Here is a 15,474-nt window from a genome sequence, read left to right on the forward strand (position 1 = left end):
CGTCTCAGCTCCCTGCGCTCGTTGTCGTGCCGGTGTCGGGCAATTGACCCGTTTCCGCGAGGAGTTCACGGACGGCGATGGCCACCGTATCGGGGTATTCCATCATCGCCACATGCCCCGCGTCCGGGAGCGCAAGCAGTCGGGAGTCACGGAACGCGCGGGCCGCCCGCTGGGCCATGCGGAACGACACGAGTTGGTCGCGGCCACCGTAGATGAGGAGCGTCGGCGCGAGCACCCGCTCGGCCTGGCGCCACAGCCCGTGCTGGCCGCCCAGCGTGTACGCGTTGACGATGCCGCGCGCCGACCGCGCCATGGCGTCCCAGAAGTACGGGAGGGCCAGCCGCCGCTCCATCTCCTCGACCGCGTTGCGAAACCCTTCGGGCGTCACCATCGCGGGGTCCCCGTAGCAGAGCGCCATGACGCCCCGTACGCGCTGCTCGGCGGACCAGTCCTTGGTGAACCGGGTGAAGGCCCTGGCGACTCCGGGCAGCGCCAGCAGCGCCGTGGGCAGCGCCGTGCGTTGCACCGCGAACTCCGGCAGCGCGGGGGACACCAGCGTGAGCGTGCGGACGAGATCGGGCCGCACGGCCGCGACGCGCGTCGAGATCGCACCGCCCAGCGAGTTCCCGATGAGGTGCACCGGACCGCGACCGGACGAGTCGAGATAGCGGATGACCGAACGCGCGTGCCCGGTCACCGAGAAGTCGCCGTCGTCCGGCGGCGGCGAATCACCGAAGCCCGGCAGATCGACGGCCTCACTGTCCACCAGACCGTCGAGGAGTGGCATCAGCGCCGACCAGTTCTGCGAGGAACCGCCCAACCCGTGCACGTACAGAGCCGGCGGCAGTCCCTCGCGGGCCGGCGGTCTCGACCGAACCGTCAGCGTGACCCCGGGCAGCCCGACGGTACGCAGCCGCTCCCCCGGCGCCACCCTGACGGAACCGACCTTCGGCGCGGCACTGGTGGCCAAGACGGACGGCAGTTCGGTCGAAGACATGCGGCAATGTTACGAGACGATCACGCCCTGGATCGTGTGTTCGCCATCACAAGGGGCGATCGGGAAGCGGCCACCGCCGTCGCGTCGCGCTCGAACCTCACTCAGGTCTGCGCCAGGTCCCGTCAAGCGCACCGCCAGACCTGCACCGACCCCCGCCAGACCTGCATCGGCGCCGTCAGCCCTCCGACGAGCGCCTTCTGATCACAGAAGAGCTCCACCTGATCACAATCGGATCGCGGTCGGATCACGATGAGATCGCGACACAATCCCGGCCACATCCAGGCTGGATCTCAGCCACGATTCCGGCCGGATCGAGCCCGGCCGACGTCCGGATCACAGTCCGGCCCACGATCCGGACCGGGCCCGGACCGAGTCCGGACCGAGTCCGGACCGGGCCCCGATCACGGCCCGGACCACGTCCCGGATCACCGCCGGGATCACGTTCGACTCGCGGCAGATACGGCAGCAGATACGCAGCAGGACCACGGCCGATCCGCAGGGGCGCCGCGGCCGATTTGCGGCGGGATCGCATAGCGCCGCGATCTCCTCTCTCATACGCTTCGTAAACGAGGGCACTCGTACTCGTGCAAGAGCGCACTCGCACCCGCTCGGGAAGAGGACACATGACTGTCGACCCCACCGACCCCGAGACCCTCGAGGAATCCGATGCCGCCGAGTTCGACGTGGAGGCCCCCGAGGCCGACGCCGCCGAACAGCACGCGGACCTCTCACCCCACCAGGACGACTTGCTGACCGGCTCGGAGAACGACGCGAACGAAGCGGACCGTGCGGAGCAGGCGCGAGTCGTCGAACTGGATGAGGACGACTATCGGTGAGGCAGGTACGGAACGGATGGCCGGTGACCGCCCAGCGACGCACACCGAGGACTCGACCTGCCCGCCGTGTCCGCATCTGATGCGTTCTGAGCGGTTCTCACCGGCGTCCGGTCCATGAAATTCTGCGCTCGCACCGCGCACACCAGGGTTACCGAAAAGTACGATGGCGGCGCGGCGCACACCGCATGTGGACGATTTTGGGAGGCGGCGTGACAGCCATCGAGCAGACAGAGGCGGCACGCCCGCGGGGCACACGCCTGCCGCGCCGTGCCCGACGGAACCAGCTGCTGGGCGCCGCCCAGGAAGTTTTCGTGGCGCAGGGCTACCACGCGGCCGCGATGGACGACATCGCCGAGCGCGCGGGCGTCAGCAAGCCGGTGCTCTACCAGCACTTCCCGGGCAAGCTCGACCTCTATCTCGCCCTGCTGGACCAGCACTGCGAGTCCCTGCTGCAGGCGGTCCAGGGCGCCCTCGCCTCGACCACCGACAACAAGCAGCGCGTACGGGCCACGATGGACGCGTACTTCGCGTACGTCGAGGACGACGGCGGCGCCTTCCGGCTGGTCTTCGAGTCGGATCTGACGAACGAGCCCGCGGTGCGCGAGCGCGTGGACAAGGTGACGTTCGAGTGCGCGGAGGCGATCTGCGAGGTCATCGCGGAGGACACCGGTCTGTCCAAGGCCGAGTCGATGCTGCTCGCCTCGGGCCTGGGCGGACTCGCACAGGTGGTGGCACGCTCCTGGCTGCACAGCGACCGCAGCGTGCCACGCGACCAGGCGGTGCAGTTGCTGACGTCGCTGGCCTGGCGCGGCATCGCCGGCTTCCCGCTGCACGGCAGCGAGCAGCACCACTGAACCGCGCCTCGTTCCGGTCCGTGTTCCCGCCTGCTCCCGATCTGTTCCCGTCCTCTGTTCGCTCCTGGCGTTCTTGGGCGGAGCGTGTACGTCCCCTCACCGGGCTAATGTGTGCTGCGTACGGCGCGGACGAACGCGCACATCAGTGACCGTCGGAGGGACATAGCCGTGGAGGTCAAGATCGGCGTGCAGCACGCGCCCCGCGAGATCGTTCTGGAGAGCGGTCAGACCCCGGAGGAGGTCGAGCGGGCGGTGTCCGAGGCACTGGCCGGCAAGACACAGCTGCTCAGCCTCGTGGACGACCACGGCCGCAAGGTCCTGGTTCCGGCCGACCGCCTCGCCTACGTGGAGCTCGGCGAGCCGGCCCCGCGCAAGGTGGGCTTCGGCGCGCTGTAGTCATACGTCGCGAGTTCATACGTCGCGGTAAAGGGGCCCGATGGCATCACGCCACCGGGCCTCTTTCTCTGCCTGCCCCGGCCCGGTTTTCATGCAGGCCACCTACATGATGATCTCCACAGATGGAGCACAGATCATCCACAGGAGATGATTGCGTTCCGCAGGTCACGGGTAGGACCGGCTAGGACCAAGGGGCACACGGCTGTGCGGGAGGGACTTCACCATGTTCTTGGAAGCGCTCGTCTCCGTGATGCTAGGCCTGGCACTGGCGTGGATCGCGGCCCATCGTCTGCCGCACCGACTGCCCGACCGCCGCCTGGTCCTGTCGACGGGCGCCGCCGGAGCCCTCTTCGGTGCCTTCCTCACTCACAGCGCGCTGGGCACCGGCAGCTCCGCCCTGATCGTTCTCGGCGCCCTGGCCATCGCCACGGCGTCCCTCTCGCTGCTCCTGCGCCCCGCGGGAAGACTCCGCCACCCGCGCCCGCGGAACGCCCATCCGACGGCCGCGGGGTCATAGGCCGCAGCCCGGCGCCAGGGCATCGCCGACACGGAGAAGGCGAGCGAAGCGACGCCGGACCCGAGACCCCGGACGATGCCGAGTCACAACGCCAGAACGACTCAGGCTCGGACTCGGAGTCGGAGTCGGAGTCGGCCTCAGACTCGGAGTCCGAGCCCGACTCCGGTGAGTCAAGCTAGGCCGCCAGGCCCAGCGCAGCCATCCGCTTCGTGTGGGCCTCGGTGATACGCGAGAACATTCGGCCGACCTCCGCGAGGTCGAAGCCGTCCGCGACGCCGCCGACGAGCATCGTGGACAGGGCGTCGCGGTCGGCGACGACGCGCTGGGACTGCGACAGGGCCTCGCCCATCAGCCGCCGCGCCCACAGCGCGAGCCGCCCGCCCACGCGCGGGTCCGCGTCGATCGCGGCGCGCACCTTCTCGACGGCGAAGCTCGCGTGCCCCGTGTCGTCGAGGACGGCGAGCACCAGCGCGCGGGTGTCGGAGTCGAGCCTCGCCGCGACCTCACGGTAGAAGTCACTGGCGATCGAGTCGCCGACGTACGCCTTGACGAGTCCCTCGAGCCAGTCCGACGGCGCCGTCTGCCGGTGGAAGCCGTCGAGCGCCGCGACGAACGGCTCCATCGCCTCCGTCGGCTCCGCCCCGATCGCGGCGAGCCGGTCCCTCAACTGCTCGAAGTGGTGGAACTCCGCCGACGCCATCTTCGCGAGCTCCGCCTTGTCGGCGAGCGTCGGCGCCAGCTTGGCGTCTTCCGCGAGCCGCTCGAACGCCGCCAACTCCCCGTACGCGAGCGCTCCGAGCAGGTCGACGACCGCGGCGCGGTACTGAGGGTCGACGGAGGCCTTCGCCCAGTCCTGGGCGGAGACTCCGGTGTGTTCGGCGGAGGTGTCGGCGGCGGTGTCAGCGGTGCCGGGGGCGTTGTCGGGCGTCGTCATGCAGCGCACAATAGCCCGCTCGCAGCAGCGCGTAAGGGCCTGGTCAATCAGTGTGACAACGACTACGTGACCAAATCGGCCATCGCATATGCGCGATTCCGGGGTATGGTGGTAATGCGCCCGCTGAGTTGATCTACGTATCTCGACGGGCCATATGAATGAGGATGCCCGGTCGGTGGCCCGATCGGCTCCGACCAGACAGCTCTCCTCGCCCGTACGGCACAGTGCGTACGGCATCCGGAGGGACCCTCAGCGGTAAGAGCGCTCGAGCGTTGGCAGTGGTCCCGTGCCACCGAGGCCCGCCCGTCAAGCGGCCGACGTCCCCGGCACGGTTCAACGACCCCCGCGCTCGCCTCGCACCGCGTACACAGAAGAGGCAGCACCCTGACTACAACTTTCCGAGAGCTCGGGATCCTTTCCGAGACAGCCGAGGCCCTTGAAGCCGTCGGCATCATCAATCCCTTCCCCATCCAGGAGATGACGCTCCCCGTCGCCCTCTCGGGCAGCGACGTCATCGGCCAGGCCAAGACCGGCACTGGTAAGACCCTGGGCTTCGGCCTCCCGCTCCTCGAGCGCGTCACCGTCCCCGCCGACGTCGAGGCGGGCCGCGCCCAGCCCGAGCAGCTCACCGACGCACCGCAGGCACTCGTCGTGGTTCCCACACGCGAGCTGTGCACGCAGGTGACGAACGACCTGCTCACCGCCGGCAAGGTCCGCAACGTACGCGTGCTGGCCATCTACGGCGGCCGTGCGTACGAACCGCAGGTCGAGGCCCTCAAGAAGGGCATCGACGTCGTCGTCGGCACCCCGGGCCGGCTGCTGGACCTCGCGGGCCAGAAGAAGCTGAACCTGAAGCACGTCCGCGCGCTCGTCCTCGACGAGGCCGACGAGATGCTCGACCTGGGCTTCCTGCCCGATGTCGAGAAGATCATCAACATGCTGCCGGCCCGCCGCCAGACGATGCTGTTCTCGGCGACCATGCCGGGCGCGGTCATCGGTCTCGCGCGCCGCTACATGTCGCAGCCCACGCACATCCGCGCCACGGCGCCGGACGACGAGGGCGCGACGGTGGCCAACACCGCGCAGTTCATCTACCGCGCGCACAACATGGACAAGCCCGAGATGGTCGCGCGCATATTGCAGGCTGACGGCCGCGGGCTCGCGATGGTCTTCTGCCGTACGAAGCGGACGGCCGCGGACCTCGCCGACCAGTTGCAGCAGCGCGGGTTCGCCTCCGGCGCGGTCCACGGCGACCTCGGCCAGGGCGCGCGAGAGCAGGCGCTGCGAGCGTTCCGCAACGGCAAGGTGGACGTGCTCGTCTGCACCGACGTCGCCGCGCGCGGCATCGATGTCGAGGGCGTGACCCACGTCATCAACTACCAGTCGCCCGAGGACGAGAAAACGTACCTGCACCGCATCGGCCGTACGGGCCGCGCGGGCGCCAAGGGCATCGCGATCACGCTCGTCGACTGGGACGACATCCCTCGCTGGCAGCTCATCAACAAGGCGCTGAACCTCGGCTTCAACGACCCGCCGGAGACGTACTCCACCTCGCCGCACCTCTTCGAGGAGCTCAGCATCCCCGCCGGCACGAAGGGTGTTCTGCCCCGTGCCGAGCGCACCCGTGCCGGGCTCGCCGCCGAGGAGGTCGAGGACCTCGGTGAGACGGGCGGGCGCGGACCGCGCGGCCGCGGCGGCCGTTCCTCGGCCCCGGACCGGGAGCGCGATCGCGATCGCGAGCGTGAGCGTGACCGCGACCGCCCGGCGCGTACGCCTCGTCGTCGCCGTCGCATGCGCAACGGCGCACCGATCGACGCCACGGAGCCGACCAGCACAGGGCCGACCACCACGGAGACGACCGCCACGGAGACGCCGGCCACCGAGCCGCGCACCCCGCGGCGCCGTCGCCGGACGCGCGCCGGGGCAACCCCGGAAGCGGCCGAGACCGCCGTCGCCACAGCCGAGGGGACGCTGCCGGAGGCCACCGAGCCGACGGACGCGGCCGAGAAGCCGCGCCGGCGCCGTACCCGCAAGACGACGGAGGCCGCACAGACAGCGACCACTGTCGTCGAGGAGACGCCCGAGGCCACAGCGCCGACCGAGGTGACGGAGCCCAAGCCGCGTCGCACCCGCAAGGCCACGGCCGAAGCCGCCCTGGACACCGCGGAAGCGACCGAGGCAAAGCCCCGCCGCCGCACCCGCAAGACCACGGCCAAGGCCGCCGAGACGGCCGTGGACACGGCGGACGGGACGCCGGCCGAGGTGACGGAGCCCAAGCCGCGCCGCACCCGCAAGGCCACGGCCAAGGCCGCCGAAGTCGTGGAAGTCGCCGAGACGGGTATCCCGGCCCAGGCGGCCGCGGAGCCCGAGGCGCCCGAGGCCAAGCCGCGTCGCCGTACGCGCAAGGCGGCGGAGAGCGCGTTGGACACGGCTGAAGGCACGACCGAGGGCGAAGGCACAGCGGTCGCGGTGGTGACGGAACCCAAGCCGCGTCGCGCGCGGAAGAGCACGTCCGCAGCCAAGGCCGCCGTGGACACGGCGGAGGCGACCGAGGTGAAGCCCCGCCGCCGTACGCGCAAGACGGCGGAGGCGGGCATCCCGGCCCAGGCGACCGAGGCCACCGTCACCGACGAGGCTCCGGCTCCGGCCAAGCCGCGCCGCACCCGCAAGGCGGCGACCGCAGCGGCAGCACCCGTTGCCGCCGACGCGGCGGAGGCCAAGCCGCGCCGCCGCACGCGGAAGACGGTGGCAGCCACCGAGGCTCCGGAGAGCTGAGTCCCATCCGACGGCCCGGCCCCAGCACCTGGGGGCCGGGCCGTCGGCGTTCCCACAGCGGGGGCAGGGGAACACGGGCACAGCGGGGGCACTGGGAACAACGGGCACAGCGGGCACAGCGGGCCGCCGTATGACGGCGCACCAACCGCGCCAGGGCGACTGGGACACCGAAAAGGCAACGGCCGGCGAAGGGACCCCCCGCCCAGCATCCACCCCCGGCGTTCCCCGATAGCCTCCTCTCCATGAGCAGGCCCGCCACCTTCGTCCCGCCGTCCGGCGCTCGCGCGTACCGGCTCGGTACCGCGCGCGGTGAGTTCGCCGTGATCGACGCCCCCGTGGCGCCCGGCACGGCGGCAAAGGGAACCGTGCTGCTGCTGCCCGGCTACACCGGCAGCAAGGAGGACTTCATCGCCTTGCACGAACCGCTGGCGGCGGCCGGATACCGGACCGTCGCCGTGGACGGACGGGGGCAGTACGAGACTCCAGGCCCGAAGGACGACGAAACCCCGTACGCGCTGGACGAGTTGGCGCGGGACGTCATCGCCCAGGTCGACGCACTGACCGGGGCGACGACCAACGCGACGACCAACGCGTCGACCAACGCAACGGGCGGCACGAGCACCGACTCGGGGGCCGACGCCACGCAGAATCGCGTCCACCTCGTGGGCCACTCGCTCGGCGGCCTCGTCGCCAGGGCCGCCGTGCTGCTGGACCACACCCGGTTCCGCTCGCTCACGCTCATGTCCTCCGGACCGGCCGAGATCTCCCCCTCACAGCAGCAGCGCGTCAAGCTGCTGCGGGACGGCCTGGCGGTGATGAACATGGCGCAGGTGTGGGACGCGATCCAGGCGCTGGAGCCCCCGGAGGACGCGGCCGGCCAGAAGGACCTGGACGCGGGGCTCGACGACCTCGAAACCCTCAGGAAGCGCTGGCTCCTGAACAGCCCCGCTCAACTCACCGCCACGGGCCGGCAGTTGTGCACGGAACCCGACCGCGTCGCCGAGCTGGCCGCCGTACCGCTCCCCGTGCACGTCCTGTCGGGCGAACGCGACGACACCTGGTCGCCCGCGCTCCTGGACGAGATGGCCGTACGCCTCACAGCACACCGCACGGTCGTACGGGGAGCCGAGCACTCCCCCAACACGGACTGCCCCCTGGAGACGGCCGCGGCCCTGGCCGCCTTCTGGCACCAGCTGGATCAGTGACCTGAAAACCGATCAGTGACCTAAAGCCTAGGACGGCCCTGAGACGGCCCTGGGACGGCCCTGGGACGGACCTAGTACTGCGCCTGCAAGTGCTCCCAGAACCCGTCCCGCAGCGCTCGCCGCAGATCCGACTGGCCGCGCAGCGAGTACTGCAGCATCCCCTCGGCCTCCACCAGCAGATCCTGGTCGACCGGCCCGGGCAGATACGGGTGCCCGGGCAGCAGCTCCACCAGAGCCCCCCGCCCCCGCGCCCCCAGCCACTTCGCGGCGATCTGCGCCCCCACGAACCGCACATCCTCCCGCGCGGGGCGCGCCACAGCCGACGCGTCGTACGAGGCGGCGGTCCGCCGGGTGACGTACGGCTTGAAGAACTCGAGGTCGAAGGTCCGCTGGCTGTCAACCTCCCAGAGCAGCGGCTCCGCCTGGTTGCGCGCCTCCGGTGCCTCGATGCCCCAGAGGTGGACACGTGCCCCGTACCCCTGCGCCGCCTCGACCGCGGAGACCAGATCCTCGTCGCCCCCGATGAGCGCCGCGTCGCTGATGGCGCGGTGTCGGGCCAGTGACTCCAAGTCCGAGCGGATCAGGGAGTCGACGCCCTTCTGCTGGTTGTTGGCGTTGAGGTTGCCCAGCCGGACCTTGACGTCGGGCAGTTCGGCGATGGACTGCTGCTCGGCCGTGTGGATCCGGCGCCTCGCCCCGTCGTACCAGTAGACGCGCAGCAGCCTGCTGTCCGCGAAGATCGTGCGCGCCTTGTCGATGAGCGCTTCGATGAGGCCCTCGGCGTCCAGGTCGAAGGCCCGGCGGTCCTCGGTGCCGGTGACGAGCCGTCCTGCGGCCGCGTACAGATAACCGGCGTCGACGAAGATCGCATGAGTGGACGGCGTCTTCGCCACCTCGGCGAGCATGCGCTGGAGCAGCTCGTTCGTGCGTTCGATGCGCGCGCCGAGGGTGGCTGGGTCGTCAGCTCTCACGAAGTCGTCGTTCATATACGCCTCATTGTCGCAGGACGTCACTGCGTGAACACAACCGGTCCACTACTCGAAAGTAATTAGGCGTTCGAAAAATTTCTTTAGCGTAGGGAATGTCTGTAACACGCAGCCCGTTGTATGGAGTGACAGCAGGAACAGGGGGCACTCATGCCCCTTGCACCACTGACACGCAGAGCACCACTCACCAGTAGTTCTCCTTCAGGAGGATGACCAGACGAAGGGAGAAGCCCTTGCGCTTCGAAATCATGCGCCTCGATGACGTCGACGGCACGCCCGTGGACACGACCGTCGTAGACGCCGCCTCCGTCAACCGGATTGTGCAGCAGGCCGCCGCCATCGGGCAGCGCCTCTGGATCCGCCCGGCCGAATCCTCGGCCTCGTAACCTGCGGACACCCGTCGGCACACGCGGACAACCCGCCAACACTTCAGAACCCCGTACGGCCGAATGCCGTACGGGGTTCTGCATGCCCGCGCGCACCCGGGGTGTGCGTTCAGGCCCCCTGTACCACCTGCGTGACCCCGTTGATGATCTGCTGCACGGCGATCGCGGAGAGCATCATGCCGGCGAGCCGGGTCACCAGGACGACCCCGCCGTCCTTGATGACGCGGATGATCAGCAGCGAGTACCGCATCACCAGCCACAGCACGACATGGATGGCGAGGATCGCCGTCCACACCGACACGTTCGCCGCGAGACTGTCGGCCTTCTGCACCGCGAGGATGACGGACACGATCGCGCCCGGTCCGGCGAGCAGCGGCATGCCCAGCGGCACGAGGGCGACGTTGACGTCCTTCGTCTGCTGGGGCTCGTCCGTCTTGCCGGTGAGCAGGTCGAGGGCGATCAGCAGGAGCAGCAGGCCGCCCGCGATCATCAACGCGGGCACGGACACGTGCAGGTAGGCCAGGATCTGGTGTCCGAGCAGCCCGAACACGGCTATCACTCCGCCGGCCACGCAGACGGCCTGGAACGCCATCCGTTTCTGCACCTTCGCGGGCCGGCCGGCCGTCAGAGCGAGGAAGATCGGGGTGATTCCGGGGGGATCCATGATGACGAAGAGGGTGAGGAAGAGCGAGCCGAAGACGGCGAGGTCGAACACGGTGAGCCTTGCGGTGGTGAGAAGTGGAGTGAAGCAGAAAAGGGGCGGCACGGGGCACGCGAGCGACGGGACTACGTGGCGCGCGAAGGGTGCTGTACCGGGCGTACGAACGGAGCCGCGCATCGAGGGCCGGCGGCGAAGTCGTTCTCGGTGCGGCCCCCGTCGTCCCCCTCGCCCGTCGCCCCCCGACCCGCGCCGGTGAAGTGCAGCGTCAGACGCCCACGGTTCCGCCCGCGCCCGGCACCGGAAACGCCCCCGTGGCCCGCCTCGTGATCTCCCCGTAGATCTCGGGATCCGTCGTGAACTCCCCTAGCACACACGTCTTGCGGCTGCCGTGGTAGTCGCTGGACCCGGTCGTCAGCAGCCCCAACTCGGCGGCGAGGCCCCGCAACCTGGCCCGGGTCGCCGGCTCGTGGTCCATGTGGTCGACCTCGATCCCGTCGAGCCCGGCCGCCGCGAGTTCGGCGATCGCGGACTCCGGCACGACCTGCCCCCGCTTGGCCGCGGCGGGGTGCGCGAACACAGCGACGCCGCCCGCGGCCTTGACCAGCCGGATCACCTCGAAGGGGTCGGACTCGTGCTTCTCGACGTACGCCCGCCCGCCGTCGGCGAGCCACTCGGGCGTGAAGGCGTCGGAGACGCTGGGCACGACGCCCAGCTCCACCAGCGCGGTCGCGATGTGCGGCCGCCCGACGGACCCGCCGCCCGCGATCCGCGCCACCTGCTCCCAGGTCACCGGCACGCCCAGCTCCTGGAGCTTGCGGATCATCGCATGAGCCCGCGGCACCCGGTCGTCGCGCACCAGCTCGCGCTCGCGCAGCAGCTCGGGCTCCTCGGGATCGAAGAGGTACGCCAGCATGTGCAGGCCCACGCCGTCGAGGCGGCAGGAGAGTTCGGCCCCGGTGACGAGGGTGAGGCCTTCGGGGACCGCCGCGATGGCCTCGGCGTAACCGCGCGTGGTGTCGTGGTCGGTCAGCGCGACGACGTCCAGACCGGCCGCGGCGGCGTTGCGCACGAGTTCGGCCGGGGTGTCCGTACCGTCGGAAGCGGTGGAGTGGGTGTGCAGATCGATGCGCACTGCGCGGACTCCAGGCTCGGCCAGTCGGAAGGGGACACCCAAAGGGTAACGGGAGGCCCATACACGTCCGGAGGCCGCACCCGCACCCGCGCGCCAGCACCCCAGGCTCCAGGCTCCAGACCCGGCCCCGGAGCCTGGGGACGGCTGGACCGGACGGACGACCTACGGCTCCAGAATCCGCGGGGACAACGCCCCGCACGGCAGCAGGTCCACCTCCGCGCCCGCGTCCCGGAGGTCCGTCAGTACCAACTCGTCGTACATCAGCAGGCCCGACTGCTCGGGCCATACGACCGCCCACAGCCACAGCCCGCGCGCTTCGCCGGCGAAGACGGCGCGATCGTCGGGGGTACCGGAGACATGCCAGAGCGGTGTAGGACGGCCTGCCGCGAGGACCTTCGCCTGAGCTGGTTTCTCGACGCTCATGTACGGGCCCGGGTCGGGGCCGTCGATGCCGGCGTACCGCGCGCCCATGCCGACGCCGAGCTCCTCGGCGATGAGCACCAGTTCGCCCACGCCGCCGAGCGGGCCGGGCCCCGAACAGGCCACGGCGGTGGCGCGCCCGCCGCTCCGGTCGTCACCCGCGAAGGACGCACCCGTGAACAGCCAGCCGACCGGCAACGGCCACGGCATCCACACCGGTACGTGGGCGCGGTGCACCACGACGCTGAGGGCCTCGACGCTGGGCGGGATCACGGGCTGCAGCGGATACACGGCCCCGTGCACATCGCACTGCCAGGAGTCGGAGAAGAGTCCGGGAGCCCTGACCCGGCCACCACACTTCGGGCAACTGGGTTCGCCCCTCATAGGCCCCAACGGTCCTCCCCGGCTGTCGCCGCGTCAAGGACGATCACCCGTCCGGCGAGCCCGATGACCAGGTGAATTTAGATGTGATTTACACTAATTAGTTCTTCTAGCTTATTTGAATGTGACATTCCCAACTGACCGGCCGCTGAGGTCAGTCCAGGGCCACGGACTTGCGCGAGGGGTCGCGCAGGTCCGTTCCGCCCGTGAGCCAGCGCTCCCTCAGAGCCTGCGCGCCGTGCACCCGCTTCCACGCCGCCTCGTTCGGCGTCATCGGGAGCAGCGGCAGGAAACGTACGGGATCGAGGGGCTCGTCGAGGTCCAGGTCCTCGACCAGGCCGCCCGGCTCGGCGACCAGCACAGAGGTGAACGGGGCGCCGGGCCACAGGGGTTCACCGACGTCGAGCGAGGCGCCGGAGGCCACCACCAGACCCTCGACCTGCGGAGAAGCGGCCAGTACGGCGAGCGGGCGGAGCACCTTGTCGGTATCGGCGACACCTGCGCGCACGGAGAGGATCAGCTCGGCGCGCGGACCCTTGAGCGAGTCGGCGACGGCCGACGTGGGGTCCGTCATCGGCTGGGCGGACATGCCGAGTGTGGCGTAGCGGACGATGTCACCATCGGTGAAGCGGAGTACCTCGATGCGCTCCGTGCCGAGGAAGGTGACCGCGGCGCGCGCGTCCGGTTCGCCCAGCGCGGTACGCAACCGGGCTTCCACCAAAGGAAGAACATCAGCCATACGGCGAGCATAAGCTGCGTCTTTTCCGGTGCTTCTGCCCAGGCCTCAGGTCGGCAAAACGGCAAAGCGTCGACTTGACACGCCAGTCGGCTGATAGTCTTGGCCGCTGGTCGGGGCAGCACGCAGAAGCGTCGCTCTCAGTCCTGACCGACGCGTGAGAATCCCCTACGGGGGGTGGACCTTCCCCTACGGGGGACCGGCCGGAGGAGGTGGGGCTCCATGGATCGAAGTCGACCGTGCAGTACCGCCCGCTCTTCCGGCTGTTGTGTCCTCTGAGTCCTCGAATTCGAGCTCTACTGGCTGCCGCCCCTTGCACTCGCGTCATGCCGGTCTGGTGCACGACGGAAGAGCACTTCGTTTTTGCCTGATCTGTCTGATCTGTATCAGTAGCGAAGCTGCCACCGCGACGGTGCGGTGCTCCCCGCTTTGTGGACGTGCCAAACATCCCCAGTCAGGACGTCCCCATTCCGGGTAGTTTCAACCGTCGTCGGCGGCTCTCGTTCGCGAAGGAGCCTGCCATGTCGATGATCCGTGACCTGCGCGCCGCGGTCCGCCCCTCGCTGCGCAAGGACGGCAGCACGTACGACAGCACCCGCGACGCCGGGACGAACTCGGCCGTCGTCGACTGCGCCGTCTACCGCGACGGCGCCCGCGTCGCGTTCTCCGGCACCCTCACGCCCCATGAGGCGATGCTCCAGGTGCGCCGCGACGGCGGCTTCGCCTGGATCGGGCTGCACGAGCCCACCGAGGCCGAATTCGCCGTCATCGCCAGCGAGTTCGGGCTGCACCCGCTCGCCGTCGAGGACGCGGTCCACGCCCACCAGCGGCCCAAGCTGGAGCGCTACGACGACACGATCTTCACGGTCTTCAAGACCATCCACTACGTCGAGCACGACGAAGTGACGGAATCCAGCGAGATCGTGGAGACCGGCGAGGTGATGTGCTTCACCGGCCGGGACTTCTTCGTCACCGTGCGGCACGGCGGGCAGGGCTCGCTGCGCGCGCTGCGGCACCGGCTGCAGGACGACCCCGAACTGCTCACCAAAGGGCCCTCGGCGGTACTGCACGCCATCGCCGACCATGTCGTCGACGGGTACGTCGCGGTCGCGGACGCCGTGCAGGACGACATCGACGAGGTCGAGACCGCCGTGTTCTCGCCGGGGCGCAAGGGCGGAACCTCGCGCGGAGTCGACTCGGCGCAGATCTACCAGCTCAAGCGTGAGGTACTGGAGTTCAAGCGGGCGGTGTCGCCGCTGCTGCGGCCCATGCAGTTGCTGAGCGAGCGGCCGATGCGGCTGGTGGACCCCGACATCCAGAAGTACTTCCGGGACGTCGCCGACCACCTCGCCCGCGTCCAGGAGCAGGTCGTCGGCTTCGACGAGCTCCTCAACTCGATCCTCCAGGCCAACCTCGCTCAGGCCTCGGTCGCGCAGAACGAGGACATGCGCAAGATCACGTCCTGGGCGGCGATCATCGCCGTACCGACCATGGTCTGTGGCGTGTACGGCATGAACTTCGACTACATGCCCGAGACGCACTGGAAGTTCGGGTACCCGATGGTGCTCGGTGTCACGGTCGGCATCTGCTTCGCGATCCACCGCACTCTGAAGCGCAACGGCTGGCTCTGAGGCGCTTCGGAGCCCCGCCCATGGCCTGGTCCGGCGGACCCGTCCATGATCCGCCGGACAGGCCCTAGGCTGGCCCCATGACCGATCAGCTGCTCGAACAGGCTCTCGTCGAGGAGGCCACCAAGAAGTCCGGGCTCATCTGGGTGCGGGGCAACGGTGCACCGGCGCCCCACGCCGAGGAGCGCGGTGTGCCGACGCGTGCCCTGTGGCACGTGTGGCACGACGGGGCGGTGTGCCTGGTCGGCGACGGGCCCGGCGAGCAGCCGCTGCCCGGGCTGGTCGACGGCGGCGAGGCGGTCGTCACCGTACGCAGCAAGGACAAGGGCGGGCGCCTCGTCTCCTGGTCGGCGAAGGTCACGGAACTGGCCCCCGGCTCCCCCGAGTGGGACGCCACGGTCGCCGAGCTGAAGGGGAAGCGCCTGAACGCGCCCGACGGCGAGGCCATGCCCGAGCGGTGGGCGCGGGAGTGCCGGGTGCTCCGCCTGGAACCGACGGGGGACCGGGCCGAGCTGCCCGACGGCTCGCTCGCGGCCCCGCCGCTGCCGACGCCCGCGACGACGCGGCACCCCATCCCCGCGGGGCTTCACCGGCTGCTGTTCCGCCGCAAGCGCCGCTAGGACCTGAGAC

General features: G+C 70.0%; 17 protein-coding genes. 9 read left to right on the forward strand and 8 right to left on the reverse strand.

The window, feature by feature from the left end; all coding sequences use genetic code 11:
• Positions 1-4 precede the first annotated feature (4 nt).
• Together FGD71_RS43750 and FGD71_RS47805 are read right to left on the reverse strand one after the other, a co-directional pair.
• The gene (locus tag FGD71_RS43750) at positions 5-997 is read right to left on the reverse strand and encodes an alpha/beta fold hydrolase (protein ID WP_119106171.1); all 993 of its coding nucleotides are present in this window, start codon (positions 995-997) and stop codon (positions 5-7) included.
• 333 nt (positions 998-1,330) lie between these two features.
• Complete coding sequence (locus tag FGD71_RS47805) at positions 1,331-1,483, reverse strand: hypothetical protein (protein WP_162931396.1); 153 nt, start codon at positions 1,481-1,483, stop codon at positions 1,331-1,333.
• Positions 1,484-1,620: 137 nt separating this feature from the next.
• Between FGD71_RS47805 and FGD71_RS43755 the strand changes: the two genes are divergently transcribed.
• From FGD71_RS43755 to FGD71_RS43770, 4 genes are all read left to right on the forward strand, one after another.
• Positions 1,621-1,833 carry a hypothetical protein gene (locus FGD71_RS43755; protein ID WP_119106172.1) on the forward strand — a complete coding sequence of 71 codons (213 nt, stop codon included), beginning with the start codon at positions 1,621-1,623 and terminating at the stop codon, positions 1,831-1,833.
• A gap of 209 nt (positions 1,834-2,042) precedes the next feature.
• Entirely contained in the window at positions 2,043-2,687 is a 645-nt protein-coding gene (locus tag FGD71_RS43760; protein ID WP_119106173.1) for a TetR/AcrR family transcriptional regulator, read from the forward strand.
• 168 nt (positions 2,688-2,855) lie between these two features.
• Entirely contained in the window at positions 2,856-3,083 is a 228-nt protein-coding gene (locus FGD71_RS43765) for a DUF3107 domain-containing protein (RefSeq protein ID WP_119106174.1), read from the forward strand.
• 223 nt (positions 3,084-3,306) lie between these two features.
• Positions 3,307-3,600, forward strand: a complete 294-nt coding sequence (locus FGD71_RS43770; RefSeq protein ID WP_119106175.1) for a hypothetical protein — start codon at positions 3,307-3,309, stop codon at positions 3,598-3,600.
• Between the two features lie 175 nt (positions 3,601-3,775).
• On the opposite strand, the gene FGD71_RS43775 is transcribed toward FGD71_RS43770, so the two are convergent.
• On the reverse strand, positions 3,776-4,543 hold the full coding sequence (locus FGD71_RS43775) for a ferritin-like fold-containing protein (protein WP_119106176.1): 768 nt from the start codon (positions 4,541-4,543) through the stop codon (positions 3,776-3,778).
• Positions 4,544-5,011: 468 nt separating this feature from the next.
• Between FGD71_RS43775 and FGD71_RS43780 the strand changes: the two genes are divergently transcribed.
• Positions 5,012-7,309 carry a DEAD/DEAH box helicase gene (locus tag FGD71_RS43780; protein WP_240437061.1) on the forward strand — a complete coding sequence of 766 codons (2,298 nt, stop codon included), beginning with the start codon at positions 5,012-5,014 and terminating at the stop codon, positions 7,307-7,309.
• Between the two features lie 242 nt (positions 7,310-7,551).
• Positions 7,552-8,514 (forward strand): alpha/beta fold hydrolase, encoded by a 963-nt coding sequence (locus FGD71_RS43785; RefSeq protein WP_119106178.1) that lies wholly within the window; start codon positions 7,552-7,554, stop codon positions 8,512-8,514.
• 71 nt (positions 8,515-8,585) lie between these two features.
• Here FGD71_RS43785 and FGD71_RS43790 read toward each other — a convergent pair whose 3' ends face one another.
• Positions 8,586-9,500, reverse strand: coding sequence for an NYN domain-containing protein (locus FGD71_RS43790; protein WP_119106179.1), 915 nt, complete (start codon positions 9,498-9,500; stop codon positions 8,586-8,588).
• A 233-nt stretch (positions 9,501-9,733) separates the two neighbouring features.
• On the opposite strand from FGD71_RS43790, the gene FGD71_RS43795 reads away from it, so the two are divergent.
• Positions 9,734-9,886, forward strand: a complete 153-nt coding sequence (locus FGD71_RS43795) for a hypothetical protein (RefSeq protein ID WP_095852725.1) — start codon at positions 9,734-9,736, stop codon at positions 9,884-9,886.
• Between the two features lie 109 nt (positions 9,887-9,995).
• On the opposite strand, the gene FGD71_RS43800 is transcribed toward FGD71_RS43795, so the two are convergent.
• The 4 genes from FGD71_RS43800 to FGD71_RS43815 form a co-directional block, all read right to left on the reverse strand.
• Positions 9,996-10,601 (reverse strand): MarC family protein, encoded by a 606-nt coding sequence (locus FGD71_RS43800; RefSeq protein ID WP_119106180.1) that lies wholly within the window; start codon positions 10,599-10,601, stop codon positions 9,996-9,998.
• Between the two features lie 211 nt (positions 10,602-10,812).
• Positions 10,813-11,679: a PHP domain-containing protein gene (locus FGD71_RS43805; protein WP_119106181.1), complete on the reverse strand. Its 867-nt coding sequence runs from the start codon at positions 11,677-11,679 to the stop codon at positions 10,813-10,815.
• A 162-nt stretch (positions 11,680-11,841) separates the two neighbouring features.
• Positions 11,842-12,483, reverse strand: a complete 642-nt coding sequence (locus tag FGD71_RS43810; RefSeq protein ID WP_119106182.1) for a DUF6758 family protein — start codon at positions 12,481-12,483, stop codon at positions 11,842-11,844.
• Positions 12,484-12,634: 151 nt separating this feature from the next.
• Positions 12,635-13,219: a suppressor of fused domain protein gene (locus tag FGD71_RS43815; RefSeq protein WP_119106183.1), complete on the reverse strand. Its 585-nt coding sequence runs from the start codon at positions 13,217-13,219 to the stop codon at positions 12,635-12,637.
• 518 nt (positions 13,220-13,737) lie between these two features.
• Between FGD71_RS43815 and FGD71_RS43825 the strand changes: the two genes are divergently transcribed.
• Positions 13,738-14,847, forward strand: coding sequence for a magnesium and cobalt transport protein CorA (locus FGD71_RS43825; protein WP_119106184.1), 1,110 nt, complete (start codon positions 13,738-13,740; stop codon positions 14,845-14,847).
• A 77-nt stretch (positions 14,848-14,924) separates the two neighbouring features.
• Positions 14,925-15,464, forward strand: a complete 540-nt coding sequence (locus FGD71_RS43830; protein WP_119106185.1) for a hypothetical protein — start codon at positions 14,925-14,927, stop codon at positions 15,462-15,464.
• Positions 15,465-15,474 lie beyond the last annotated feature (10 nt).

It is taken from the genome of Streptomyces sporangiiformans (assembly GCF_005768555.2).
GTDB classification, from domain to species: Bacteria; Actinomycetota; Actinomycetes; order Streptomycetales; family Streptomycetaceae; genus Streptomyces; species Streptomyces sporangiiformans.